The 21,494-nt window shown below is 60.5% G+C and carries 14 protein-coding genes and 1 pseudogene; 6 read left to right on the plus strand and 9 right to left on the minus strand.

Features of this window, described 5'->3' with window-relative positions; genetic code table 11:
• Window positions 1-11 precede the first annotated feature (11 nt).
• Both HCU76_RS27070 and HCU76_RS27075 read left to right on the plus strand, forming a co-directional pair.
• The gene (locus tag HCU76_RS27070) at window positions 12-3,194 is read left to right on the plus strand and encodes a tetratricopeptide repeat protein (RefSeq protein ID WP_256354486.1); all 3,183 of its coding nucleotides are present in this window, start codon (window positions 12-14) and stop codon (window positions 3,192-3,194) included.
• A gap of 387 nt (window positions 3,195-3,581) precedes the next feature.
• Entirely contained in the window at window positions 3,582-4,961 is a 1,380-nt protein-coding gene (locus tag HCU76_RS27075) for a CHASE2 domain-containing protein (protein WP_218511093.1), read from the plus strand.
• A 752-nt stretch (window positions 4,962-5,713) separates the two neighbouring features.
• Here the strand turns inward: HCU76_RS27075 and HCU76_RS27080 are convergent.
• Window positions 5,714-6,736: an IS110 family transposase gene (locus tag HCU76_RS27080; protein WP_213956804.1), complete on the minus strand. Its 1,023-nt coding sequence runs from the start codon at window positions 6,734-6,736 to the stop codon at window positions 5,714-5,716.
• A 130-nt stretch (window positions 6,737-6,866) separates the two neighbouring features.
• Between HCU76_RS27080 and HCU76_RS27085 the strand changes: the two genes are divergently transcribed.
• Window positions 6,867-7,409 (plus strand): DUF4158 domain-containing protein, encoded by a 543-nt coding sequence (locus HCU76_RS27085; RefSeq protein WP_213956706.1) that lies wholly within the window; start codon window positions 6,867-6,869, stop codon window positions 7,407-7,409.
• Window positions 7,410-7,414: 5 nt separating this feature from the next.
• Here HCU76_RS27085 and HCU76_RS27090 read toward each other — a convergent pair whose 3' ends face one another.
• From HCU76_RS27090 to HCU76_RS27105, 4 genes are all read right to left on the minus strand, one after another.
• Window positions 7,415-8,047 carry a hypothetical protein gene (locus HCU76_RS27090; protein ID WP_213956707.1) on the minus strand — a complete coding sequence of 211 codons (633 nt, stop codon included), beginning with the start codon at window positions 8,045-8,047 and terminating at the stop codon, window positions 7,415-7,417.
• The gene (locus tag HCU76_RS27095; protein ID WP_218511094.1) at window positions 8,028-8,291 is read right to left on the minus strand and encodes a hypothetical protein; all 264 of its coding nucleotides are present in this window, start codon (window positions 8,289-8,291) and stop codon (window positions 8,028-8,030) included. Before HCU76_RS27095 ends, HCU76_RS27090 begins: the two co-directional genes overlap by 20 nt.
• A complete protein-coding gene (locus HCU76_RS27100; protein WP_256354487.1) occupies window positions 8,263-8,871 on the minus strand; it encodes a site-specific integrase in 609 nt (202 codons plus the stop codon). Before HCU76_RS27100 ends, HCU76_RS27095 begins: the two co-directional genes overlap by 29 nt.
• A gap of 314 nt (window positions 8,872-9,185) precedes the next feature.
• The gene (locus tag HCU76_RS27105; RefSeq protein WP_256354489.1) at window positions 9,186-14,372 is read right to left on the minus strand and encodes a RecQ family ATP-dependent DNA helicase; all 5,187 of its coding nucleotides are present in this window, start codon (window positions 14,370-14,372) and stop codon (window positions 9,186-9,188) included.
• A 328-nt stretch (window positions 14,373-14,700) separates the two neighbouring features.
• Here HCU76_RS27105 and HCU76_RS27110 point away from each other — a divergent pair, with 328 nt between their 5' ends.
• Window positions 14,701-15,465 carry a ParA family protein gene (locus HCU76_RS27110; RefSeq protein WP_213956709.1) on the plus strand — a complete coding sequence of 255 codons (765 nt, stop codon included), beginning with the start codon at window positions 14,701-14,703 and terminating at the stop codon, window positions 15,463-15,465.
• A 191-nt stretch (window positions 15,466-15,656) separates the two neighbouring features.
• On the opposite strand, the gene HCU76_RS37305 is transcribed toward HCU76_RS27110, so the two are convergent.
• Together HCU76_RS37305 and HCU76_RS37310 are read right to left on the minus strand one after the other, a co-directional pair.
• The gene (locus HCU76_RS37305) at window positions 15,657-15,914 is read right to left on the minus strand and encodes a DUF3455 domain-containing protein (protein WP_213956710.1); all 258 of its coding nucleotides are present in this window, start codon (window positions 15,912-15,914) and stop codon (window positions 15,657-15,659) included.
• Window positions 15,836-16,207: pseudogene (locus HCU76_RS37310) on the minus strand (DUF3455 domain-containing protein); the annotation flags it as partial. The gene HCU76_RS37305 and the pseudogene HCU76_RS37310, both read right to left, overlap by 79 nt.
• A 226-nt stretch (window positions 16,208-16,433) precedes the next feature.
• Between HCU76_RS37310 and HCU76_RS27125 the strand changes: the two are divergent.
• Together HCU76_RS27125 and HCU76_RS27130 are read left to right on the plus strand one after the other, a co-directional pair.
• Window positions 16,434-16,742, plus strand: coding sequence for a hypothetical protein (locus HCU76_RS27125; protein ID WP_213956711.1), 309 nt, complete (start codon window positions 16,434-16,436; stop codon window positions 16,740-16,742).
• A gap of 17 nt (window positions 16,743-16,759) precedes the next feature.
• The gene (locus tag HCU76_RS27130; RefSeq protein ID WP_345944715.1) at window positions 16,760-18,190 is read left to right on the plus strand and encodes a DUF6880 family protein; all 1,431 of its coding nucleotides are present in this window, start codon (window positions 16,760-16,762) and stop codon (window positions 18,188-18,190) included.
• 162 nt (window positions 18,191-18,352) lie between these two features.
• Here the strand turns inward: HCU76_RS27130 and HCU76_RS27135 are convergent, their stop codons facing one another.
• Together HCU76_RS27135 and HCU76_RS27140 are read right to left on the minus strand one after the other, a co-directional pair.
• A complete protein-coding gene (locus tag HCU76_RS27135; RefSeq protein ID WP_256354490.1) occupies window positions 18,353-19,063 on the minus strand; it encodes an NYN domain-containing protein in 711 nt (236 codons plus the stop codon).
• A gap of 101 nt (window positions 19,064-19,164) precedes the next feature.
• Window positions 19,165-20,886, minus strand: a complete 1,722-nt coding sequence (locus tag HCU76_RS27140) for a bifunctional 2-polyprenyl-6-hydroxyphenol methylase/3-demethylubiquinol 3-O-methyltransferase UbiG (RefSeq protein ID WP_213956714.1) — start codon at window positions 20,884-20,886, stop codon at window positions 19,165-19,167.
• Between the last annotated feature and the right edge of the window lie 608 nt (window positions 20,887-21,494).

The following is a 21,494-nucleotide window of genomic DNA, read 5'->3' on the forward strand; positions in this document are numbered from 1 at the left end:
TCTACGGGTCCATGGGGCGCTACGACCAAGCCGTGATGCTGTACACCCGTGCGCTAAAGATTTCGGAGAAAACACAGGGAGTCGAACACCTCAGCACAGCCACGATCCTGGACAACATGGCCGTGCTGTACCACTCCATCGGCCTTTATGACCAAGCATTGCCCTTGCAGACACGCGCGCTGGCGATCCGGGAGAAGGCGCTGGGCGCCGAGCATTTGATAACCGCCTTAAGCTTGAATGATTTGGGAGTGCTGTATAGATCGATGGGCCGCTACGACGAGGCGTTGCCTTTGTACACGCGAGCGCTGGCGATAAGGGAGAGGACGCTAGGCGCCGAGCATCCGGAAGTAGCCGCCAGCTTAAACAACCTAGCCGGACTCTACGAAGCCATGGGTCGCTATGAGAGTGCATTACCGCTATATATACGCGCGCTTGCAATCAAGCAAAAGGCGCTGGGTCCGGAGCATCCCGGCACGGCCAACAGCCTTTACAACCTGGCCTCGTTGTATCGCTCGATGGGCCACTTCGATCGAGCCTTGTTGCCGTATGAACGTGCGCTGCAGATCCGGGAGAAGTCGCTAGGCGCAGAGCATCCTCTTACAGCTACAAGCTTGGCCGGCCTTGCTAGCTTGTATTTTTCCATGGGGCGCTATGACGATGCGCTGCCTCTGTCCGCCCGTGCTTTGGCGATCCGCGAGAAGGCGCTGGGCACGGAGCATCCGGACACAGCTCACAGCCTGAACAATCTGGCCGTCTTGTACGAATCTATGGGGCGCTACGACGAGGCCTTGCCGCTGTACACGCGTGCGTTGGCTATCAGGCAGAAGACGCTCGGCCCACTACACCCGGACACCGCCTACAGTCTCGACAACTTAGCAAAGCTCTATCTTGTCGTGGGCCGCTATGACGAAGCCTTGCCGTTGTATTCCCGGGCACTGGCGATCCGAGAACAGTCGCTAGGGGCGGAGCATCCGGATACAGCTAGGAGCCTCATCGACCTAGCCTCCTTGTATTTCACCTTCGGTCTTTACGATAAGGCCTTGCCGTTGTACACGCGCGCGCTAGCGATCCAGGAAAAGACGCTGGGTAGGCAGCATCCGGAAGTGGCCATCAGTCTCAATGGCTTGGCCGCGCTGAATTCCGCTATCGGACGCAAAGATGAGGCCCTGCCCCTGTACTCGCGTGCGCTATCGATTCGCGAGCAGGCGCTTGGCGCCGAGCATCCGGACACGGCGTTTAGCATCAACAACTTGGCCGCTCTGTACGACTCCCTGGGGCGCTATGACAAGGCGTTGCCGTTGTACGCGCGTGCCTTGGCAATCGATGAAAAGGCATTGGGCGCGGAGCATCCAGAAACGGCTGCCGCGCTCAACAACTTAGCTGAGTTGTATAAATCCATGGGCCGTTACGATGAGGCACTCCCCTTGTTCCGGCGTGCAGTGCGTATTCTTTCTCCTACGAATACGACCGATCAAGCACAAGTTCACGGCGGTATTCAGGATCTAGCGATCTACTCAGCTAATCTGGGTGCATTTCTGGCTCAGCACAACGGTACCGCTTCACCGGACGAAGCGATCTACTACTACAAGCTTTCAATCAATGCCCGGCAGCGCATGCGCATTGGCGCCCGCGGCTTAGATGCGTCGCTACGGCAGTCACTTACCACGAAGGTCGAGCATCCCTATCACGATCTCGTCCAACTTCTCATCCAGCGCGGCCGATTGGCGGAAGCCGAGCAAGTCTTGTTGCTGCTCAAGGAGTCAGAATTCAATGCATTCTTGCGGCGTAATGGTTCCACCGGCGAAGTCAAGGCCGAAGCCTTAGGGTGGACTGCTGAGGAGCAGGCTTTGAATCGCGATCTCGCCGGAATCGCCAAACAGTGGCGCGAATTAGACGGACGCCGCTTGCTTATTCACGAGCGAGTGACGAGAGGCGAATTGCAGATGACGTCCCCGGAAGTTCAGGTGCTCGACAACCAGCGACTTCAGTTGGAAGACCGGACTCAAAACGTTCTCGAGGACGCGAACCGGCGGTTCACGCAGGCAAGTCAACAGGCGAACGCTCGTCGACAGCAAGCCTTCGAGAACGCCCGAACAGCCTTGTCGATGAAGCTAGACGAACTTAAATTGCGTGCTGACGGGGGCTTGCGCACAGCCGGTCTCTTGCTTTTGCCGAGCGAGCGAGGCCTGACGATTATCGTAACCACCGACCAAGGCGCGGTGCCGTTGATGCGCGAAGTTTCCGAGGCCCAATTAGGCGAGTGGGTCAACGATCTTCGCGTGGCCCTGCAAACCGCGAAGGGCGACTACAAACGGCCAGCTCGATTACTGTATGAGCATCTGATCCAGCCGGCGGAAGAGCAACTCAAGGGAGCCAAGGATGTCGAACAGTGGGCAATTCTGCCATTCGGAGTATTAAGCGATGTACCTTTCGCCGCGCTCATCCAGGCGGATGGCAAACATTTGATCGAGCGCTACGCTGTGACAGTACTGACCGCTGACGGGACGGCCAGGCTGGAGGGACTGGAAACGGAACCCAGAGACTCCTGGGAAGGGGTAGCCTTAGGAGCGTCGCAGGGGGATCCCGAATTTGACAATCTGCCGCTGGCCGGCGTGCAGCGAGAAGTTTGCGGCATTGTTCGCGGTCACGCCGAAGCAGCGTGCAACGAGGACGACGGTGTGATCGCGGGAGATCGGTTTCTGGATGCAAGCTTTACTGAGGGCGTTCTGAAGCAATTGATGGGTCGATCGACGTCGGGACGAAATTTCCTCCACATCGCTACTCACTTCAAACTTGAGAATGGAAAACTACAAATGGGGGATCGCAGCAAAGTCTCGATCCACACAATCGAAGCATGGAGACCTAGTATGGGCAAGTACGATTTGGTCGTACTCTCAGCATGCGATACGGGAAGGAGTAATGGGGGGGTCGGGTCGTTGGGGGGGGTGTTTCGCTCGGCCGGCGCAAAGTCAGTGCTGGCCACTCTGTGGCCTGTAGCCGATGTGGGCGCAGCACCGCTCATGGTGGATTTCTACAGGCAACGCGGAGAGAAGCGAAAAATGAGCAAGTCCGCGGCGCTCAGATGGGCCCAACTGGGATTGCTTAGTGGTCGCATCAAAGGGCAGGCTGGCTACGAGGACCTTAGCCATCCCCATTATTGGGCGCCATACGTACTGATGGGCAACTGGCTGTAGGGGTGAAGCGCGCTCGCCGAGAGGGAGCAGCCGAATGCATGCGGGGGCGTCCGAATATCGGTGTGTGAGGCAGTTGATTGAATCGGTTTGACTGCTTTCTCTTCTGTCTTGAGGCCCCTGCCGGGCCGCCGGAGGCACCCCGGTTCCCCGGTTAAGCATGTATTCATGCTCTGTCGGCGAAAATGCTCAGAGCGGGACCTTTACGCAGTGGCGGGCGGCCTACTTGGCGTTCCACCGAGATCGCATATTCAGAGCTCGTTTGCAGCCCTGACGGCTTAGGCCTGCAAGACACGCAGTGCGCGACTGAGAGCGCGGAAGACCACAACGTGGTGTCACAAGACTGCGACACTTGTACGTTGCGCACAATTCCGGCATCCTCAAATCTAGATGCCACTCCCCGCACCTTCCGCCGATCTCAATAGAAAAAGGAAGACTCTGCAACGCCTTCTTCTAGTGTGCTGGTGGCGCACAAGGAAGAGGCTTAAAAAGCTCGTTAAAGACCGCCGCGTCCAAGTGAGCGCCCTTTTCTTTGTTCTTGCAACTGGCTTGGTTTTCGAACTAGAAGAAAAGATCGGGGACATTCTGGATGGCGCCGCGCCACGATCCGCTTTTTCTGCACGCGTATTCGATATTAGTCGTGCATATGAATATTTGGTTACAGGCTGGCCCCGCCACCAAGTTCCAAGATACACCGTTTTGGTCGAACTAGACACCAAAAACGATGTAACCGCAGTTGGATTGGCCTCGAACATTTGCCTGCAACGCGCGTATCTCGCTCAGTTATTACCGGCGATTTCCGAGCAGCACCCAGCCACGATCGTTATCGACAAATCATTTGCCGAAGAAGGCTGCATCCGCGAACAGTCTCCCGACCTACATTCGACCCAAGATTTACAAGAAGCCATCGCGCATGTAAGTTCAAAAATACCAGTAGTTGTTGGATTAAAAATTGAAGGATCAACCTTGAATGCGGAGGGATTTATTACACCCTCTTCGTCGTTGCAACGCGCAGTACAGTTTCCTTTTGCTCCGCTTCAAAGTGGCGGCATTATGTCCTTGGATGTTGACAACCGACGCATTGCTCTGGGGTGGGATATTTCGCGCAACGGGTTGGATCCGCCTCAGCATGTGAATTCACTTGCCCTCCAAGCTGCTCTGGTATACGACGAAAAATTACTAGACAAATACGATCGTTTGCGCGACCTGATTGTAGGCCGCGAAAGTCCGTTTATGAGTTTTATAGATCCATCGAAATTGATTCGATTTAATTCCGGCGATTTGATTTGCGAATGGCCCAAGGTTCACGGGGATTTAAAAATCTTGTGTCAAAAATATGCTTCTTCCCAACAAACGCTTCATTCCAATTATCTTCGCGGCCGCATTGTATTGATCGGAGAAGTGACTGAAAAACTCGATATACATCGAACAATTATCGGTGATGTGAGAGGCGCGGCCTTGCAGGTCAACGCCATCGAGGCAATTTTAGACGAACGATATTTCCTGCCTGCGAGTGGCACGATAAATCTTCTGGTTGGGTTTATCTTTTATTTGCTCTTGGAAATCTCGTTGAGAACCGTGCCCGTTTGGCTATCGATAGTTCGCACTGTCATTCTTACCGTTGGTACTTTTTTCATTTTGGCGTTTTCCGTTCGTTATTTCGCTTATTACATCAGTCCGGCCGCAGGATTAGTTGGAATGGCATTTCGCTTGCTGGCGGCATTCGCTGAAATCCTTTACAGCATAGGTACAAGCCATGAAAAACACTGAGCCAGGGCTTTATCGCGCATTACGCTGTGGCCTATTTGTCTGCCTGAGTCTGAGTGCGGCACTCGCTCCATTCGTTGGAACTGCCCAGACGGAAGAACCCGTGAAAAAGCAGCGACGAGTTGGTAGTGACGCAGGCACTCCCGGGCACACCGAGCCGCGGGTGCCTGCTGGCTATCCAGCGGGTACTCGCGACGCAGCAGCTTCCGGAGAAAACGCCGATCACGCAGCCGGGAACAACAAAGCGCAGCAGCGGGCCGAGTCCCGGAACACATCCAAGCAACAAAGCAAAAAGAATCGAAAAGATGAATTCGTCCGCCCGCAATGATTGAATCCTGATTCCTCGCGTGATTCGACTGCGCATGCTGAGGCGCTAACAGGCACCCGCGCGCAGTGTTTATTTGGTAGCCGGCTCCGTACCTTTCTTCGCTCTCGCATACTTGGGGTAATGGTCCTTTTCGTGAATGTATGGACCCTGCGCCTTTTGCAAGCTCTTTTCAGTGACGTCAAACGGTCTGCATGCATGTATACGGCTTGCCGGTGGGCGCGTCGAAACATGCCCGCAGCCTCGATGAGATCCGCACGCCCCGTCCTCAGTAGATTGACGGCTTGAGCCCGAAGGCGCAGCCGGCACGAAAAGCAGGCTTGTGGGCGTTGGTCCAACCAGTTTTGTCATCACTTCCGAAAGCTTCGCAAACCAGTGCTGGGTGTGATCCTCCTTGATTGAAAGCTGGTGCTCGTCGCCGATCGCTTGCTCAAGACGCTGCGGCGCGGCGGTAAGGCGTGTCGCTGCTCAGCAGTGCCTGGATCACCCGCGCGTTCTTGTTGGCCAGCGCCACTGCCGCGCGGTTGTAGCCGCGCCGAGCGATCAGATCTTGCAGCCATCGACTCTGCGCATCGGTCTTACCGACCGCATAGCGCAGCACGGCCCGCGCGCCGTGTATCAACAAGGTTCGAAGATACTTGTCGCCTCGCTTGCTGATGCCCCTGAGCTGCGATTTGCCGCCCGACGAGTGCTGTCGCGGAACCAACCCTAGCCAAGCCGACAGATGTCGACCATTCTTGAACTCCTTGGCCTCACCGACGGAAGCGACCATGGCCGTCGCCGTGATCGTGCCGACGCCGTCGATGGCGGCGATCTTCTTGCAGAGCGCGGACTGCTTCATGAATGACTTGAGCCAGGTCTCGACGTGCCTGGTGCTCTCCTCGAGCGCCTGAATCTGCCGCGAGATTTCCAGCACCATGGCTTGGCAGACGCTAGTCACTTCGCCTTCACATGCGGCCACCATCTGAGGAACCTCGCGCTTGAAAGCCTGGCGCGTTTGCGCCATTGACACGCCCCGTTCCGTCAGCAGACCTCTGGCCTGGTTGATCAGGGCCGTGCGTTGCTGAACCAGCAACTCCCGGACACGATGAACCGCCTGGATATCCTGCTGCTCGACTGATTTCACTGTCACGAAATTCATCGTCGGACGGCTGGCGGCTTCGACGATGGCTTGCGCATCGTTGCGATCGTTCTTGTTGGTCTTGACGAACGGGGTGACGTACTGCGGGCTGATCAGCCTTACCTCGATGCCCATGGCCCGGAAGCATCTCGCCCAGTGGTGCGCCGAGCTGCATGCCTCCATCGCGACGACGCGAGGGCGTGACTCGCGAACTGTTTCCAAGAACGCAGCGCGCGTGGCCTTCGCGGTATAGAGCGCGCGGCCTTGTCGATCGGCGCCGTGAAGCTGGAAGAATCGCTTGGCCAAGTCGATGCCGAGAATGTCAATTTCCATGATGGGGTAAACGTATTTTTTCAACAAATTGACACGGTCACGTGCAGGCGGGAGTTTGCGACTTGATGCTGCGGTTTGTAACCGCGGCCTCACACGTTCGTGTCAGGAGTAGATTCGCGGCTCCAACTTCTTGGAGCACTTCCTCGTGTCGTCGTTTGCCAAGCGCTTTATCGGCGTGGAGAACTTGCCTGCCAAGATGTCCGAGTTCGATGTCCAGCAGGCGTTTTGTCTGAGCAAGGACGACGTCAATGCGATCAGCGAGCGATTTCGCCACGATCGACGCGTTGCTGCGGCCATCCAGATGCTCTTCCTGCGCGCAAGCGGGCGACCCATGGACCGCTTCGCATCGGTCCTAAAGACGCTGTTACGGTCCGTATGTGACGCGCTGCAAACTTCGGCGGTGAGCATTGCTACCCTGCGGTCGCTATACGAACGCCGCCAGACCTTGTACGAACATCAAGCCTGGTCACGAACTTACCTGGGGCTGCAGGACTTCGACGACGCCAAGGTGAAGCAGCTTGAGCAGGTCCTCGCCGTCGCTGCACTCGAGGCCGCGCATCCAGAGCCGTGGCACGCGCGGCCCACTCACGCTGTTGTCGATCGAGGTCTGCGAAATCCATGGTGTTCTCTTTTCCTTGGCGGTCGATCGCCGCTCGTCTTGCGATCCCAGTGACTTGCCTACTTGAGAAACGACTTCAGAATCACGGGGCAGCTTCGCTGCAGTGGCCGACCCGGTCTCGGCGTCGGACTCAACGCGGTGACGGTCCGTTGTCCTGTGGCAACAAAGACCTGCTCAATCGAACCCGCCATATTTCGAATCTCCCCCACGATTGCGTCAGGTCGCACCTCCAGCTTGATGTCGGTAAGCCCACCATAGGCCGGCGGCGATCCAAACTTGATTTCTATTAACTGCCATTCGCCGCGCGACGGCAGACGCTCGACCCTCAAGCTCCCGTCAGCGGTGGAATACCGATGGTTAATAACCTGCATGACCGGCACCTTGAGTTCCGATTCCATCTTGCAGACGTCGTAGATCGTTCTTTCCACCCTGCACGCAGTAGGTCCGCAGTCAAGGTAAAACTCATACGCCGGCGTTTCCGAATTTCCCGAGCGCTGCTCGGTGGCCGCGAACATGGCGGAGACCTGTGGATAGGTCTCTGCCATGGAAGGCAAGGCGGCCATTGCGGATGCCAGTGCCCCCGTCGCAGCAGTGATTTTTCTCATGCTTCTTTCTGCTTCATGGTTGACCAGCGCTGAATCCAGCTGTCCGTCTTTTCTGTTGATTACTTCATTATTGATGTACATGTACACCAATGTCAAGCCTTGTTCTTGTGACCTTGCCGAACTGCTTTTCAGCGTGTGCCAGGAGTTCATCCTTCAACGGCCGAAAGCGAGATGAGTCAGGGCTGACAAGAAACGCCTTCCATGCGCTTTCGCTGTAGGCCGCGGGGCCAAGGCCTCGGTTGAAGACGGTCAGCGCGACGGCTTGCGTCAAGCCGGAGGCCTCAACTAGCGCGCGCAACCGTTCATTGTTCGTCATGGTGCCAGTGTTCATGTACACCATCATATAGCATGGGTGAACACTGCTTCACTGCGGCCGGCAGGTAGTCGTCCGTGTGATCCAAACTGGCGTGACCAAGCAGCCGTTGAACCAGTTCGATGTCGTTGCCCTGCGCGACCAGCCGTGTCGCAAAGGTTCTGCGACCTGAATGGCTTGAGCATTCGACCAGGCCCGCATCTCGGTATAGCTTGGTCACATGGGCCAGCAGGCTGTCGCACGCTAAGTAGGTCTCCTCGCGACCGTCGCCCATACGCCGACGCTTGCCTGAAAGCTCGAACTCGGTTCCCTTGTGTGTGAGCACCAGGGCAGTTGTCGGGGTCAGGCCGCGAAAGCGCTTGCTATCGAATTCCGTACCCATCCCCTTCGCCCACCGGTGCTCGATGTAGCGATCCAGTGCCTCGGTCGCCTGCGCGTGTGTGAGGTACACGCAGCGTTGCCTGCAGCCCTTCGTGATCGCCGCCCGCAACGATACCTCGCTTCGAAGCGCGCCATTGGGCAGCAGTACATCAGAGACAAGCAAGCGCGCTATCTCGGTCACGCGCATCGCGCACGTGAGGCCTAGCAGCAGTACCAAGGCGTCTCGTTCGGGGTGTCGGTCGGCTTGTGGCTGCTGTGACACGCAGCAGGTGGCGCATCTGGGCGGGCCGCAGTGTGGCCGCACGTTGCTTGTCTGTCATGGCTCCCTCGATCTCTGAATGGTGCTGAATTCAACCGTGTTCCGAGAGAGAAAGCTTCGAGCCTCCTTTCCAGCATATCGCAAGCACTCATGCGGGGTTCTCGGAAACTTGGGGAGACATGGTTGCGTAGACTTTGATCGTCACGCTGCACACCAGAGAGGAATACCTTTGTTCTACCCTCTGCCGTCGTGACGACCTTTTCGATTTCACCTCATGCTTTCGGCACGGAATCTGAGATATCCAGTTGGATCTCCACCAGCGGCGTCTCCCATTCATCCCCCCGCAAGGACGGCAAGTAGTCCTCGGGCGTCTGGGATCGCGTTCGAACCATGACTGCCACGACGGACGCGTTCCGTCCTTGAAGAGGGACCTCGTCCACGCTCGTGGCGAGCCGGCCAACGATCTGACCCGACATCGACTGGACGAATCTCCCCTTCACTTCCACCAGATCTCCAGGCCGAAGTGATGCGATAGCTCGGTGAGTTGGATCCGCCGGCACCTTGCGCCCGGCGAACCCAATGTCCATGCTGGCCGGCCCCAGCATGACATACCGGCGCTCGAGGTCCGCACGATGTCGAGGTCGCGCAGCCGGCAACTGGTCCTGTACTCCATCCACCGTCCCCAGATCGACGAGATAGGGGTTGCGCCCGCCCTCTGCCCGCATCAGGGTCAAGGACTGCCGCGCCCGCGTCATGGCCACGTAAAGCAGCCGCCGCTCATCTTCCTGATCCCAGCGCCAGTCGGCACAGTCCATCACGATGATGTGATCGAATTCCAGGCCCTTGGCAGCATGCGCGGTCATCAGCTTGACGGCGCTTTCCCGGCCGTCGCGCCGCATCTCGCCTGCCATCTCGTAGAAGAGCTCGAGCACTTCTGCGGCGGGCACGATGTCCGCCTGAAGCGTCGATGCGATGTCCTCGACAATGTCCAGCAAGTCCTGCAAAGCGGCGTTCCGCGGTTGCGCCCGTCGTTGCCGATTCACGAGCCTGCGCAATGCGCCTAGCCTGATCATGCGCACCTGGCGCCGTCGAAGCGCCTGCGCCAACGCCCAGCCTTCACGTGTTCGCATGAGCGAGATCTGGCCCTTGGCCGCCTCCGGCCCCGTGACCTCGCAGGACAGCCCTTCGACATCGCAGATGACCCGCATCTTCTCTAGCGGCGCGTGCGTCCGACAAAGCACCGCGATCTCCGAGAGTTTCACGCCCGGGTCGATGCGCCGGATACGCTTGATCTCGGCGTAGACAACCTGGGCCTGGCGGTTCGGATCGGCCGGACTGGTGATCAGGCGCACCGCACCGCGACCCTCCTTGTCCATTTCCGCCCACCGCCCGCCGGGCGGATCGTCCTTGCGCCGCGCGTCGATCCGGATCGGGTGATCGACCTTCATCCGGTCGGCCCCGCGCTGGATCACGTGATTGGCCGCCGAGATGATGTTCTGGGTGGAGCGGAAGTTCTCGACCAGGTAGGTGAGCTCGCCCTCGTAGTCGGCCCGGAAGCGCCGGATGAATTCGATGTTCGCGCCCTTGAAGGAATAGATGTTCTGGTCATCGTCGCCCACCGCCATGATGCTCAGCTTGGTGTCGGCATCGGCGCGCCGGCGGCCGGCCAACGCGCTGACCAGCGCGTACTGCTGCTCGTCAATGTCCTGGTACTCGTCGACGAAGATGTACTCGTAGCCCTGCAGCAGCCGATCCCGGATCTCATCCGCATCGGTCAGGGCCGAACTCCTGCCTTCGAGCAGGTCGACGGCATCCTGCAGCATCTTGCCGAAGTCGATGCTGATGGCCGTGCGCTCGGCCCCTGCGAGGCTGGTGCCGGTCAGGCGCAGCGCCATGGCGTGGTAGGTCATGACGAGCACGCCCCGCGCGTCTTCCCCGGCCAGGGCCAGCAGGCGCCGGCGCAGCTGGATCGCCGCGCCTCGGTTGTAGGCAAGCGCGATGATGCGGCCGGGGCTTACGCGCTCCACCCGCAACAGGTAAGCGATACGGTGCACGATCACCCTCGTCTTGCCCGAACCCGGCCCCGCCAGGACCAGGTGGTTTCCGGTCCTGGCCTGGGTGACCAGCGCCTCCTGCACAGGATGCTGGAGATCGTCCACGATGCGCCGATAGGACTCGTCCGTGGTCTTGCGCTCCAGCAGGACGGTCCTGCCGCGGAAGAACTCCCTGATGAATTGCTTGTGCGGCAATGTGAAATACGCCTGGACCAGGCCCAGCGCCTTCGCCGGATCTTCCACACCGAGCTTCGCGTACTCGTGCATGACGTGGGTCTGCAGAGTTCGTTCCTTGTAGAACTCCTCCAGCGGCGCGAAGGCAGCCTGGTTGAAGCGTCGGGAGGTGTCCCCCTCCATCCGGATGGTCATCGCCGAGCGAAAGACCGAACGCCCCTTGTCCAGTTCGAGCACGCGCGTCTGGTGCAGGTACAGCAGCGCATGCTCCAGCGCCACCTCCGGCTCGCGCAGCTGGACCTTGAGCACCAGGTCCTCATTGAGCGCATCGATCAAGGCCTGGGCCTTGCACTCCACAAGGCAGGCGCCTTTGACGCCGTCCGGTACCTCGGCCAGCAGCCGCATGAGCGTGACCTGGGCGACGGCGCGTCTCAGTTCGCAGATCCGGCGGATCTGGGACCACGGGCGGCGCAAGGTCACGCGCAAGGTGTCATCACCGAGCGATTGCAGCTGGATCATGCCGCGCTTGTCATTGCCGGAGCCGAATCCATCGGCCATTGTTCTCAGACAGGCTCGAACCTGCGTGGGGTCCACTTGCGACGCCCCGTCACCGAGCTTTAGCCGACTGCGCAGCTCCGTGCAGACGGCCCGCAGATTCAGGTGTTGCTGGGCTTCGTCCTGATCGGCGTCGGGTGCGTTCTCCGCCATGAGCGCCAGGAGTTCCTTTTCCAAGGCGAAGAGGAACTCGAGGCGGGACGCGGATGCCCCGCGAACGCCGCGCAACAGGCGCACCGTCAGCCCGAGGTCGTTGACGAGGATCCCCAGCTTGGCCAGCTGGTGGACGATCCGAAAACACTCCTCCGGCTGGATGCCGGCATCGAGCATGAGCTCGTCGGTGCTCAGGCCCTCGGGCGTGTCCGAGCGAAACAGCGCCGTGGCGACGGCCAGGAATTTCTGCTGGTCGCTGGCCGGCAGATTGGCCTTCTCGATCCGGTCCTTGGCCTCCTGCAGCGAGGCCACCCGCAGGCTCGCCGGAAACACCTTGGTCGCGTTCTCGTTGCGCTTCAGAAAGCTGTGCCGCTCCAGCCAGGCGATGGCGGTCGTCACCTTGGTGGAAGCGTCCGGTGCGTCAATGTCGATGGCGGTGCCGCTGCTTTGCGCGAGGAGTTCCTTGGCTGAGATGACGATCTCGTCCTGGCCCAGCTTCTTCGCCTGGCCGCGCAGGGCGCGAAGCAGGCCGGTGAAATCGCGCTGCGACAGCTGGGAGGACGAGGAGAGGCGGAACTGGGTCTCCACGTCCTGGGGATCAAAGAGCAGGACGCACCGGGCTTCGTCGCCGTCACGCCCTGCCCTGCCCGCCTCCTGCAGGTAGTTCTCCAGCGAGCCGGGGATCTCCGCGTGGATGACGAGCCGCACGTTGGGCTTGTCCACCCCCATGCCGAAGGCGTTGGTGGCCGCGATCACCTGCAGCTCGCCCTCCAGGAATCGGCGTTGGGTCTCCTTGCGCAACTCGGCACTCAGGCCCCCGTGGTAGCAGGCGCAGGAGAGGCCTTGTTGCGCAACGATCTGAGCCAGGGTCTCGGCACTCTTTCGGGTGGCGCAGAACACCACGGCGGCGTCTTCCTTGCGCAAGCCGTCGCGCAGCAACTCGACGATGCGCTGGGGTTTTTCACCGCCCGCGGTGGGCACCACCGCATAGGACAGGTTCGTGCGCTCGTGGCCGCCCAGGAAAGTCTTCAGCTCGATCTGGAGGCTTTCCTGGAAGTGGCTGCACAGGTCCTCGATGACATCAGGCTTGGCCGTGGCAGTGAAACAGGCAACGGGCGCCTGACCCGGGAATTGCTCCCGGATGAAGCGGGAGACGTAGAGATAGTCCGTGCGGAAATCATGGCCCCACTTGGACAGGCAGTGCGCTTCGTCGAACACCCAGGCGGCAATCTCGCGCAGGCGGATCGCCTCGACGAAGGTACGGCTTCGGAACTGTTCGGGGGAGACCAGCAGGATGCCGATGTCGCCCAGCCGCACGCGATCCAGCACATCCCTTCGCTCCAGCGGGGTGAGCATTCCGTTGACCGTGGCCGCGCACTGGATGTCGGCCTTCATGAGGTTCTCCACCTGGTCGCGCATCAGCGACTGCAGCGGGGAGATCACGATGGTCAACCGGCCTGCGCGGCGGTAGTGGACCAGCGCGGGAAGCTGGTAGCAGATGGACTTGCCGCCACCGGTGGGTAGAACGGCCAGCAGGCTCTCGCGCGCCAGGCCGGCGCTCACAATGGCGCGCTGCAGGGATGTGCCATCGGGTGCGGCCGGATGGGCCCGGAAGCCCGGCTTGCCAAACAGCGCCGACAGGAGCGACTCGGGCTGGTGGTTTTGGCGGCAGTACGGGCAGTCGACCTGGCCGCAGTCGATCTCGCGCAGTTCGGCAATCAGCTGTCGGACGGCGGGCAGCTCATGAAAGACCCAATGCGGCAGGATGGAGTTGCCGCCGGAGACCCGGATCCAGCCCAGGGCGAAGGCGACGGACCACGGGTCGTGCCCGTCAAACGGGTGCGCGACATCCGCCGCCAGTGCGCGCAGGCGCGTGGCGCAGCATCGATAGGCGAAGCGGGTCGCCACGAGGCGTGCGGCGCCCTCCCCCGTCGGCGCCGTTTCCTCCCGGATCTGGGCCAGCAGCGTGGCCATGCCCTCGTCGTCGCGCAAGAGGAAGTGCAGGAGCGCGAGCCACCAGGGCTCCTGCCCGTGTGTTTCCAGCAGCGCCTCGACGGCTTCCTCGAACACGTCGAGCGCCACCCGCGCATCCTTGGTCGGGTTGTTGCGCTCGTCGGTGAGCAGCTTGTAGCCCTTGACCAGCCGGTGATAGGGATTTCTCGGAAAGGCGAGTGCCGACAACTCGAGGGTGTCGAGCACCGCCCAATGAAGGCATTCGAGCTGTGGCAGCTGCGCGCGCAGCAGAGGCAGATCATGGCGCCGCAGGTTGTGCCCGAGGAGCACCCTGCCCTCGCGTGAAATGCTGTTCAAAGCGGCAACAACCGAAGGGGCCCTGGCGGGTGAGCAAGCGCTGTTGAAGGTGTCCGTGTTGTCGGAGCGCACGGCGCCGACGGCGAAGATCCGGTCGCCCTTCTCGGGATGGGCTTCGACATCGATGGAAACAAGTCGACCCTCGGCAGCAATGCGCCGAGCACGAGCGCGCAGGGAATCGACGACAGGCGTATCCAACGAGAACGCAGCCAAGGGGCTGGGCAGGTGAAGAATCGGTCGCTTGTAACCGACAGCGAGCCCTTCCGACAAGAGGGCCGTCCCCGTAGCCAAATCTGCGCGCCGGAATTGCCAATTCCTACCGTTGTCGGGCGCCCGAATTTGCGCATCAAGGCATGCTGCTGGATCGATGGCGCAAATTCTTCTGCGCAATTACCGGCGCTGCGTCTGAACGACAGTCGGACGCAACGTACGGTGCGGTAGCGAAAAGTGGTGCAGCCAGTTGCGCCACAGCAGGAACTTTCGAGCGTGCAGCCTTCCATCCCATAGACTTGCGGGATTCGCTCCCAAGGATGACAAACAGATGTTGCGCGTGGTGTTCAATCAAAAAGGTGGCGTGGGCAAATCCACGATCGTTTGCAATCTCGCCAGCGTCAGCGCCTCTCAGGGGTTGCGCACACTCGTGATCGACCTCGACCCGCAGGGAAATTCAAGCCAGTACCTGCTGGGCGAACAGGCGCAGGACGCAACGCCCAATATCGCGACCTTCTTCGACGCGGCCCTGAGCTTCAGCTTCAAGGAGCCGCAGTTCGAATCATTCATCCACGAGACGGAGTTCGAAAACCTCGACATTGTCCCGGCGCATGCGGACCTCGACGCGTTGACGAGCAAGCTCGAATCCCGTCACAAGATCTACAAGCTGCGCGACGCGCTCAAGACCCTCAAGGGGTACGACGCGGTGTACATCGATACGCCGCCAGCCATGAACTTCTACGCGCGCTCGGCACTCATCGCGGCTGCACGCTGCCTGATCCCCTTCGACTGCGACGATTTTTCACGCCGGGCGCTGTATTCGGTTCTCGACAACGTGAAGGAAATCAAGCACGACCACAATCGCGGCCTGACCGTCGAAGGAATCGTCATCAACCAGTTCCAGTCCCGCGCAGCGCTCCCCCAGCAACTCGTGAATGAGCTGATCGATGAGGGCCATCCGGTCCTGAATTCCTACCTCTCCCAGTCTGTCAAGATTCGCGAGAGCCACCAGTACGCCACGCCCATGATCTATCTCGAGCCGCGCCACAAGCTCGCCCAGGAGTTCGTGGCATTGCATGAAGAGTTGAGCGCATAGGCGAGGCTGCCACCTCTTGATGCGGCCTCGGGAGGCGCCTATGGCCTCGAAGTTTCATGGCGTACACATGACTATCGGCCGCAAGCGCTTTCTCGCGAGCCTTCCGGTTAAGTGATACCCGGCAGGAGAGGCCACACGTTGAGCCTCGACTCGATCCAGAGGTCGAATCGTTTGCCAGGTGGCCTTCCTCCTTACGGACCCACGCGATAGAAGAAGTACGTGGCCTTGTATGGCACTCGCACGAGCTTCGCGGCATTGGTCGCATCGCAGCGCTCAGTGGGCGCGATTCCGCCGACCGTCCTGACCCGCTGGATGCTTGCCGTTCGAGCAAAGGCCCCGGTGTCACTGGACGCCTTTCGAGCGACTCCCAGGTCGGCCCGGAATAGTGTTTGCCGAGCGGTCGGCCCGATCGATCGGTGAGTGCGGTTTCGGGTGCGCGGAACGTCCATGCAAAGGCCGAAGAATCACCCGGCTTGGGCGCGCATTCGTATATCTGCACGCCCGTTGCCAGCGCTTCGATGTAGGGGGCCTGACCCGCGGGCGTCTTGAGCGGCGCGGGTAGGTCTGCCGGGATCGTGACTCGGCTCGTCGCGCAGCCGGCAAGCGCGAACAACGCCGCCGCCGAGACGAGGATCAGTGATCTGGATGCCTGCATGGTGGGCCCTCTTCGAAACTGGAAGAGATTCATCCTACTGTTCGAAGACCTGCGAGAAGGTTCTCGAAGCAGCTGCAGCAACTCCATCACCGGTGTCGCTCGAGCTTCACCTGGAGAGTTGCTGCAGCACGAGTGCGGTTACGCCGAAGCGACTCAGCGCCCATCGACGGGGGTGGGTAGACGGACGCGGAATGCTGCCAATGCCGCCAGGGTGTACGTTCGGCGGCCCAGGTACCTGATACGCTGCACACGCACCGCCGGCAGGGTCGATTGTTCCTGCAGATGTAGGAAACGGGAAGCAGAGAGCAGCATCATGTACGTGATCGACGTCCGGCACTACCTCGACGACAAAGGCGACATCGGCCCCGGAAAGGGCCCGTCTCGCAAGATGGCCGACTTCGTTACCTCGGTGATCGCCCACGCCTCCGATTTCGACCGCCCGGAAGACACGCCAAGCCCCGCCTGCTTCAAGTGCCGCAAGCGCGACCGTCGCCGCGTGGACACCCGCATCGATCGCGACCAACTGGTTATCTGGCGCTGCCCTGCTTGCGGCATCGAGGGGCGCATTTCAAATTGGCAGGGCACGTTCTGGGATCTGAGCCACGGCACGGCATCCGACTGACTTTCTTCACCGTGACCATGCCACCCCAGCCATCCGAGGACCTCGAGTCTTTCCTGAATCGTCAGGACCCGTCGACGCTGGTGGGCGTTCTGATCGAACTCGCCAATGACGACGATGCGGTGCGCGAGCGCCTGGAGCGACTGCAACTGTCCGGCCGGCCGGACATGCTCGCGGCTGGCTTTCGTAAGTCGCTGAATGCCTGGCGTCGTTCGTCCAGGTTCGTCAGCTACGGGGAGGCGAGCGACTTCGGTCGCACGTTGGAGGCGTGGCTGGATCAAGTCCATCGCGAACTCTTCCCGAAGGACCCCGCTGCCGCGCTGGCGCTATTCGAATCGTTCATTGAAGCCGACGGCACCTTCTTCGAGCGTGCCGACGATTCCGACGGCTGCATCGGCGACGCGGTGCGCGCTGCCTGCCGGCACTGGCTGCAAGCCGCCTCGCAGTGCGAGGAAGCACCCGCGAGCGATTGGCCAAGCCGACTTGTGAAGCTGTTTGGTGACGACCAGTACGGTGCCCGCGATGAACTGCTGCGCCGCGCGGAACTGCTGCTCGACGAGAAGGCGCTGCGCGCCCTGGCGGCACAGTTCGAGTCCCGCATGGCCGGCGCCCTTGTCGCCCCCACGGACGGCGACGGTCATGCGTACGAGGTGTTCAAGATCTCAGCCGCCCTTTCGCTGCTGGCCGAGGCTCTGCACGACCCCGACGTCATGGTTCGGGGTGTGCTCAGTTACAGCCCGAAACCTAACGCGATGCAGCAGAAGGCCTTCGCCGACGCGTATCTCGAGGCCGACCGTCCGAGCGATGCGTTGGCCTGGCTTCAACGGCCATGGGGGCACATGGAAGACACCCGGCAGAGGTTGGAATCGGATGCTCTGGGACGCTTGGGTCGACATGGCGAGAGCGCGGCCATCCGGCAGCGCCTGTTCGAGCAATCGATCTCCGTTTTTGATCTGCACCGCTGGCTTGAACAGTTGCCCGAAGCGTCCAGGCCCGAGGCATTGCAGCGCGCCCGCCAGTTGGCGTTGGGCCATGAGGACCCGGCGACAGCGGCCACGCTGCTGCTGGACATTGGCGACGATGCAGCCTCCGAGGCGATGCTGCTGGGCGAACCGACCCGCATCCGCGGCGACGACTATGGGGCGCTGGTGCCATTGGCCCAGGCGTTGAGGACTCATCGGCGCCTGCGCGGCGAAGCCGCCATCTACAGGGCGCTTCTCACGGCGATCCTCGCCCGGGCTTATGCCCGTGCCTATGGACACGCGGCACGCTACTGGATGCGGCTGGGTGAGATCGCCGCAACGGGTATGGATTTGCTTCCGCTGGAATCGCACGAAGTTTTCGAGGCCGCGATTCGATCGCGACATGCACGCAAGGTCGCGTTCTGGGCGCACGTAAACGGCAAGCGCAGTGGCCGCGTCGAAGAGGACGGGCACGAGGGGCACTCATAGCAAATCGAGGACAGCTGTCCACGGCCGCGCGCGGCGACAACTGCCAGGGAGAGCGAATAATCACGGGCTTCGTCGAATCGGCGGCCAACTACGCTTGTCAGGCGCGGCTCGAGCCCAAGGCAACTGTGGCCGCTGCCCTCTGGAAGGTCAGACTCGGCCGGCTTATTTCAATTTGACCTCGACGTGCACAAAGCCGGTAGCGTCCGGCGCATCCATCACGTCGAGGTAGGTTTGCGAGCGAACAAGGTCGCTCAGTTTTTTGAATCCGTAGTTTCTCGGATCAAACGATGTGTGCGTCTTGCTCACCAAACCCCCGACGGTGGAAAGCCGGGACCATCCGCTGTCTCTGACGGTTTCCCGGATCGCATAGGTGAGCAGTTCCCTCAGATCAGGCACGCCAGGCACTTGCACCGGGACTGCGGCCTCAACGGGCCTTTTGAGAACCTCAAAGAAGATGAACTTGTCGCAAGCAGCGATGAAGGGTTCGGGCGTCTTGCGCTCGCCCAGTCCGTAAACGACCTTGCCAGCCTCCCGAAGCCGAGTTGCCAGGCGGGTGAAATCGCTGTCGCTTGAGATCAGGCAAAAGCCATCGACGTTCCCCGCGTACAAGAGGTCCATGGCGTCGATGATGAACGCCGAATCCGTCGAGTTTTTGCCTTGCGTATAGGCAAACTGCTGGACGGGCTGGATGGCGTGCCGGTGCAGGTTCGACTTCCAGCCCACCAGATTCTGGGTTGTCCAGTCACCAAAAGCGCGCTTGATGGTTGCAGTGCCGAACTTGGCAACCTCCTCGAGAAGTTCCCTGATCACCGATGCAGATGCATTGTCTGCGTCGATAAGAACCGCAAGCCGGGTCGTCTCTGAAATTGCCAAGATTGTTCTCTTTTGCAAGCGTTGAAGGGGATGACTGCGATTTTGGGCGACTGCTTGCATCAAGGTAAGCCGTGGAAGCCCGCGTGTTCGAGCTAGAAGCGTCAAGCGGCGTTGATTGTCTGCCCTATGTTCGCCCGCGGAGTCCACCGCTCGACACCGCGTTGCAGCGCCGTCAATTCAACCGCTTCGCGCAGGCGTGCAAAGAGATCCTGCTCCCAGTTCTGAGGGCCACGCAAAGGCCTGCCAAGTAGACGGCCGGCTTGCTGATCGAACGCCTCCGGCAGCGCATCTCTGAGCACGCGCCATCCTTCGGTCACAGCAAACTCGCGTTGCCGCAGCAATTCGGCTGAAGGCAGCTTGTCCGACTTCTGATTGTTGATCCGCTCATCGACGGGCAGCAGGTTCCATAGATCGTTGTTGCCCCAGAGTGTGAAAGCGATGACATGGTCCACCGCGAAACGTGTGCTCAGCCGTCGGTCGCTCCATACGCAGCGTTCGACGCCCCGGCTGATGTAGATTTCCCTTGCCAATCCTGCAGCGCGTTCTGGCACCGGGCTGGCAAGGAGCAACGGCAATACATCGCCTGAGCGGATCCCTTGCCGACGCGAGAACTGCTCGGTCAGGGCCGCCCATCGGACGACCACGGCGTCGATGATCCAGTGGCCGAGCAAACTCAGCTCCCGCCATATCTCTGCGGACATCTCGACGCGCTGGGTCGTCGCGTCATAGCCAAACACTCGCCCTGTCTCCAACGCTCCTCCCGAGTGGAACACTGGCCCATATCGAATGGCCTCCTTGATCTTTCGCAACGCGCTCACCAATGCCATATTGGTCTGAGGACTCAGACGGCCTGCGGTTCTGGCCAGTTGCCAAGCCGTAAGGCCGCCGTGCTCACCCTGCATTCGGAACTCATCGATCAGCGTCAAGAGCGCCGCCCTGAAGGCGACCGGCTTCTGCTCTCCTTTGCCCTCGGACTGGGACTGTGGGATGTGCCGCTGCGAGGCAAAGATTGGCCAGTAGTACAAAAGCCAGCGCTCAGCGATGGCGTCGATCGGAATGCCGACGATGCCATATGAGTGCCAGACAGCGGTGTGAGCCTCCTGGGTTGCAATCTGCGCCAGTGCACGGAACAAGGCAAGCTTGTAGGTTGCCACTTTGCGATCGCGATTCAGAATCCCTTCGATCTGGTCGACCGCGCGAAGGGTGGACCCGGAACGAAGCTCAAAGAGTAGCGTGTACCAACTGGTCATGTCGCGCCCGAGCGCATCCTCGTTCACCCATCGGCCGATCTGCTGGAAGCCGACGCGCTCGAGCAGCAGGGACATGTACTCCGCCGTATAGGACTTGAACAGGCGGCCCGCGGCATCTCGTTCGTCTGCCAGAACGTCCGACCGTTGCTGGGGCAGCGAGATCAGGAGCCGGCCGTGCGTTTTCAGCAAGCGACGCAACGCGAAAGCCGCGTCAAAGAGGTCAGCTTCCTGCAGGTGCATCAGTACCGCACTGCAGAGAATGCCATCGAAGACCCGCCCCTGCGGGTCCTGCACATTGGGAAGTGACCCGGCTTGAATGCGCCCTTCCAGCTCTGGATGAAGCCTTTCCGCAAGATCGCGGAGGGCGTCACTGGGCTCGATTCCGTAGGCGTCGTACCCGAGCTTCGAGAGCATTGCCAAATCGCGGCCCGACCCCGCGCCAATGTCCAGAACGGTACTGCCGGACGGAAATGCGACAGCTGCCAGACGCTCCACAGGGCTCGGGGCCGACTCGTAGCGTTGCGCAATCGATGCTGCGCGAGCCTCGTAGTAGTCGACGGTCGCTTTGTCCATCGATAGGATATTACAAGTGCGCCGAGGTGGGCTTTCCAGCACTCAACCAGGTGAACGCCAAGGGTTCGCGAAAGAGCAGTAGATTCGCAGACGTCGCATGGGGCCCATCTGCCGCTTTGGCTTCGAACCCAGTCGTCGGTAGAAACAACGACGGCCTTTGTAGAGGCGGCATTCGAACTTTGGTGCGCGAGGGCAAGCGCGCGATGTGGGAACGGCCGAGGACTTGCATTGCGCGCCCTGGGAAAGGGAGATGCTCTCCGAGACTCGCGCTCCACGCGTGTCTCCTCCCTGGCAAGGGAACACCTTGACGAGGGCTAAGGAGCATTCGGTTACATTCATCGTCGATGCGTCAAGATCCCTCGATGAGCAAGCGACTTGAACTGGCCACCGCGCCGGATCGAGCTTTCCGTCCGCCTCCTACAGGCAACTTGCCGCTCTTGCTAACCCTCGCGGTCGTTGCGGGCCTGTTGTGCGTGGCGCTCATGCAGGGCTGGCTCTCCATTGGTCGTGCCACTCCTGATCGAGCCGCACGCGGCTCTCGAGCGCCGGCCAACAATTCGCCAACCGCCCCTTCTGCAAGCGGCTCGCCCGCGACGAGTGGACCGAGA

The sequence above is a fragment of the Variovorax sp. dw_308 genome (genome assembly GCF_019207085.1).
In the GTDB taxonomy this organism is placed as follows: domain Bacteria; phylum Pseudomonadota; class Gammaproteobacteria; order Burkholderiales; family Burkholderiaceae_C; genus Variovorax.

Coding starts and splice junctions, on each gene's coding strand:
- HCU76_RS27140 (WP_213956714.1), bottom strand. CDS start 20,886: ATGGACAAAGCGACCGTCGACTACTACGAGGCTCGCGCAGCATCGATT.
- HCU76_RS27125 (WP_213956711.1), top strand. CDS start 16,434: ATGTACGTGATCGACGTCCGGCACTACCTCGACGACAAAGGCGACATC.
- HCU76_RS27075 (WP_218511093.1), top strand. CDS start 3,582: ATGCCACTCCCCGCACCTTCCGCCGATCTCAATAGAAAAAGGAAGACT.
- HCU76_RS27070 (WP_256354486.1), top strand. CDS start 12: ATGGGGCGCTACGACCAAGCCGTGATGCTGTACACCCGTGCGCTAAAG.
- HCU76_RS37305 (WP_213956710.1), bottom strand. CDS start 15,914: ATGGACGTTCCGCGCACCCGAAACCGCACTCACCGATCGATCGGGCCG.
- HCU76_RS27130 (WP_345944715.1), top strand. CDS start 16,760: ATGCCACCCCAGCCATCCGAGGACCTCGAGTCTTTCCTGAATCGTCAG.
- HCU76_RS27080 (WP_213956804.1), bottom strand. CDS start 6,736: ATGGAAATTGACATTCTCGGCATCGACTTGGCCAAGCGATTCTTCCAG.
- HCU76_RS27095 (WP_218511094.1), bottom strand. CDS start 8,291: ATGAACACTGGCACCATGACGAACAATGAACGGTTGCGCGCGCTAGTT.
- HCU76_RS27110 (WP_213956709.1), top strand. CDS start 14,701: ATGTTGCGCGTGGTGTTCAATCAAAAAGGTGGCGTGGGCAAATCCACG.